This window comes from Streptomyces sp. NPDC047028, assembly GCF_040644095.1.
Lineage (GTDB): Bacteria > Actinomycetota > Actinomycetes > Streptomycetales > Streptomycetaceae > Streptomyces.
On the sequence record NZ_JBEYVS010000115.1, the window covers coordinates 1 to 3,445 of the forward strand.

Below are 3,445 nucleotides of genomic sequence, written 5' to 3' on the forward strand. Positions count from 1 at the left end.
GCGGACCAGACGCTGGCGCAGATCGAGCTGTTCACCAAGCCCGACGAGTACCCGATCGGCGTGTACGTGCTGCCCAAGCACCTGGACGAGAAGGTCGCCCGGCTCCACCTGGACGCGCTCGGCGTCAAGCTGACCCGGCTCCGCCCGGAGCAGGCGTCGTACATCGGCGTCGAGGTCGAGGGCCCCTACAAGGCGGACCACTACCGCTACTGAGCAGCCGTTCCGAGACAGGCCCCCGCACCCCCGTGCCGGGGGCCTGTCCCGTTGGCCGGACCGACAGCCCCGTCAGAACCCAGGACCCCCATGCCCCGCGGCCGCTATTCGCTCCACGATCCGCACGATCACACCCCCTTGGCAGAAGAGCACTTCCAGTGCGCCCCCGGCCCGTCCGGCTGGCGCTACGTCTCGAAGCTGACCACCCCCACGGGCGACCACCGCGGTTCCGTCGACCTCGCCCTGGACGACCTCGGCCGCCCCGTCCGCCTCGAACTGCACACGGGAGGCTGGCAGGTCCGAGGCGCCGCCCTCGACGGCGTCACCTGGGTCCGCACCGACCCCACCGGCACCGATGCCACGGAAGGCAATGTGCGCGCCCACGCCTTCACCGGCACTTCCCCCGCGTTCCTCGTCGCCACCGCCCGTCTCCTGCGCCTCACCCCTTCCTCCGCCGCGACCCGCGTCCGTCTCGTCGCCTTCACGGAGCCCGTCCTCGCTCCCCGCACCGTGGACCAGTCCTGGGCTCTGGTGAACAGCGAAGCACACGCCACTGACAACGGCTCCCTGACCGTGGACGAATACCAGGTCACGGCCCTGGACACGGGCGAACGGCACACCGTCCACATCGCCGGGGACGTGGTCCTGTCGGCTCCCGGAATCGAGCTGGAGGACCTCGAGTCACCACCGTCGGGACTCACCTGAGCCCCAGGAGACCTGCCTGGCCGCAGGGTGCCGAGCCGCACCCGCCCTACGCCGGCGGCACGAACCCGGTCGCCGGGCGGCCGGACACCGACTCGTCATGCCCCGCCGACTCGGCCCCGGCCATGGGGAGGGGAGAGGGGGCCGACCGGTGCTCTGTGGGCGCTGGCTGCACCAGCGGCATTTGCGGCACCTGGGGCATTTGGGGCGGATAGGTAGGGGGCTGCGCGAAATAAGGAGGCTGTGCGGGACGGACAGGAACCGCCGGAGCCATCCCCGCGACGGCCGGGCCCACGCCCGCGCCGAACGTCCGCCGGACCTCACGGGCCTGCCGCTCCTGCACGACGGCCGCGAGGAAGGCGGCGGGATGCTCACCCTGCGGCACCTGGGCACCGGTGTGTGCCGCGAGATCCGCTGCGAACCGCTGGGCCATGCCCCACGCCACCTGCGGATCCAGCTGCCCCATCCGTGTCAGGTACTGCCGGACGGCCAGCCACAACCCGTCCGGCACCGCCGACAGGTCCAGCTGGGAGTAGCGGCCGGCGAGCCACGGCGGGGGAGGAGGAACGAACGCCGCCGGCCCGACGGGAATCCGCTCACGCACCACCAGGGTGCCGGCGAAGACGTCCCCCAGCCGGCGTCCGCGCGCCGACACCAAGGACGCGATGGAGGCCACGACGCCGAACGTCATGACGATCTCCACCATGCCGATCGCACCCCGCACCAGCGCATGACGGAAGCGGATGGGCCCGCCGTCGTCCCGCACCACGCGCAGGCCACACGCCACCTTCCCCAGCGAGCGCCCATGACTGAGCGTCTCCACAGCAATGGGCCCGCCCACGAGGACCAGCAGGAAGGCGGCGATCGACACCGCGATCTGGGCGGCCTCGTCCAGGGACGCCGTGGCCGCCAACAGGCCCACACTCACGGCGATGTACGCGAGCACGGTCACGCTCAGATCGAGCAGGATCGCCAACGCCCTGCTCGGAAACTGGGCAGGCCGCAGTTCGAGCGCCACCGCCTCGCCCGTCACCAGCTCGCTCACGCCCGCCCGTCCTTCCCCTGGTATGCCCCGAGAACCGCAAGTCTGCCAAGCTGAGGGCGCACCGCGCGCCGGTGCGACAAGCTGACAGCACCACAAGCATCCACGACGAACAGTCGAAGACAGCCGAGGAGCAGGCAGACCCCATGGACCTGGACGTCTTCGTCTCCGCACACCGAGCCGAATGGGACCGCCTCGACGCCCTGCTCCAGCGGCAGCGCCGGCTCAACGGCGCGGAAGCCGACGAACTCGTCACCCTGTACCAGCGCACCGCGACCCATCTGTCCCTCGTCCAGTCCAGCGCGCCCGACCCGCAGCTCACAGGGCGGCTCAGTCAACTCGTGGCCCGCGCGCGGAGCGCCGTCACCGGCACCCGGCGCGCCTCATGGCGGGACGTGACGCGCTTCCTGGGACACGGCTTCCCCGCCGCGGTCTACCGGGCGCGCCACTGGTGGGTGCCGACGGCGCTGATATCCACGGCGCTCGCCATCCTCCTGGGCTGGTGGATCGGCACCCATCCCGAGGTGCAGTCGTCGATCGCCGCCCCCAGCCAGCTGCGCGACCTGACCCGTCCCGGTGGCGAGTACGAGACGTACTACTCGAGCCACCCTGCGGCCTCCTTCGCCGCACAGGTGTGGACGAACAACGCGCGCGCGGCCGCGATGTGCCTCGTCCTCGGCGTCTTCCTGGGCCTGCCCGTCCTCTGGATCCTCTTCGAGAACATGCTCAACCTGGGGGTCGGCTTCGGCCTGATGTCGTCCGCGGGTCGGCTCGACACCTTCCTGGGACTGGTCCTGCCGCACGGTTTGCTCGAACTGACCGCCGTCTTCGTCGCCGCCGGCACGGGCCTGCGACTCGGCTGGACCCTCATCGACCCCGGCCCGCGCACCCGTCGAACCGCCCTCGCCGAAGAGGGCAGAGCGGCCGTCGGCATGGCCATCGGACTCGCCCTGGTCCTGTTCGTCTCCGGTGCCATCGAAGGCTTCGTCACCCCGTCCGGCCTGCCCACCTGGGCCCGCATCAGCATCGGAATCGCCGCCGAGCTGGCTTTCCTGGCCTACGTCTTCGTCCTGGGCGGACGCGCCACCCGCGCGGGCGAGACCGGCGACCTCGCGTCGGCCGAGCGCAGTTCCACCGTGCCGTCGGCCGCCTGATGTGCATCGGACGGCTGTGAGCTGCTAGTGTCCTCTTCGCCCCGCAAGAGCCGTTGACACGGATCGAGCGGGGAGGTAGATTCAAACAGTTGCCTAGAACTGGACACGGTCCGGCGGCAATCGCTAGGATCTATCAGCTTCCTGAGAAGCCCTGAATGGCGCTTCGAGAAGCAACCCCCCGATTACTCAGAAATGAGCGGCTGGTCAGACCGGCCAAGAACTTCTGATAAAGTCGGAACCGCCGGAAAGGAAACCGCGAAAGCGGAAACCTGGAAAGCGCCGAGGAAATCGGATCGGAAAAAGATCTGATAGAGTCGGAAACGCAAGACCGAAG

General features: G+C 70.0%; 4 protein-coding genes. 3 read left to right on the forward strand and 1 reads right to left on the reverse strand.

The genetic code is table 11. From position 1 onward, the window contains the following. Together ABZ854_RS37100 and ABZ854_RS37105 are read left to right on the forward strand one after the other, a co-directional pair. Positions 1 to 213: adenosylhomocysteinase (locus ABZ854_RS37100; RefSeq protein ID WP_361220431.1), on the forward strand; the 213-nt coding region annotated here is incomplete at its 5' end. Positions 214 to 303: 90 nt separating this feature from the next. After that, entirely contained in the window at positions 304 to 918 is a 615-nt protein-coding gene (locus ABZ854_RS37105; RefSeq protein WP_361220434.1) for a hypothetical protein, read from the forward strand. A gap of 46 nt (positions 919 to 964) precedes the next feature. Here the strand turns inward: ABZ854_RS37105 and ABZ854_RS37110 are convergent, their stop codons facing one another. Beyond that, on the reverse strand, positions 965 to 1,960 hold the full coding sequence (locus ABZ854_RS37110; protein ID WP_361220436.1) for an RDD family protein: 996 nt from the start codon (positions 1,958 to 1,960) through the stop codon (positions 965 to 967). Between the two features lie 143 nt (positions 1,961 to 2,103). Between ABZ854_RS37110 and ABZ854_RS37115 the strand changes: the two genes are divergently transcribed. Continuing rightward, positions 2,104 to 3,111 (forward strand): stage II sporulation protein M, encoded by a 1,008-nt coding sequence (locus tag ABZ854_RS37115; RefSeq protein WP_361220439.1) that lies wholly within the window; start codon positions 2,104 to 2,106, stop codon positions 3,109 to 3,111. The last annotated feature ends 334 nt before the right edge of the window (positions 3,112 to 3,445 follow it).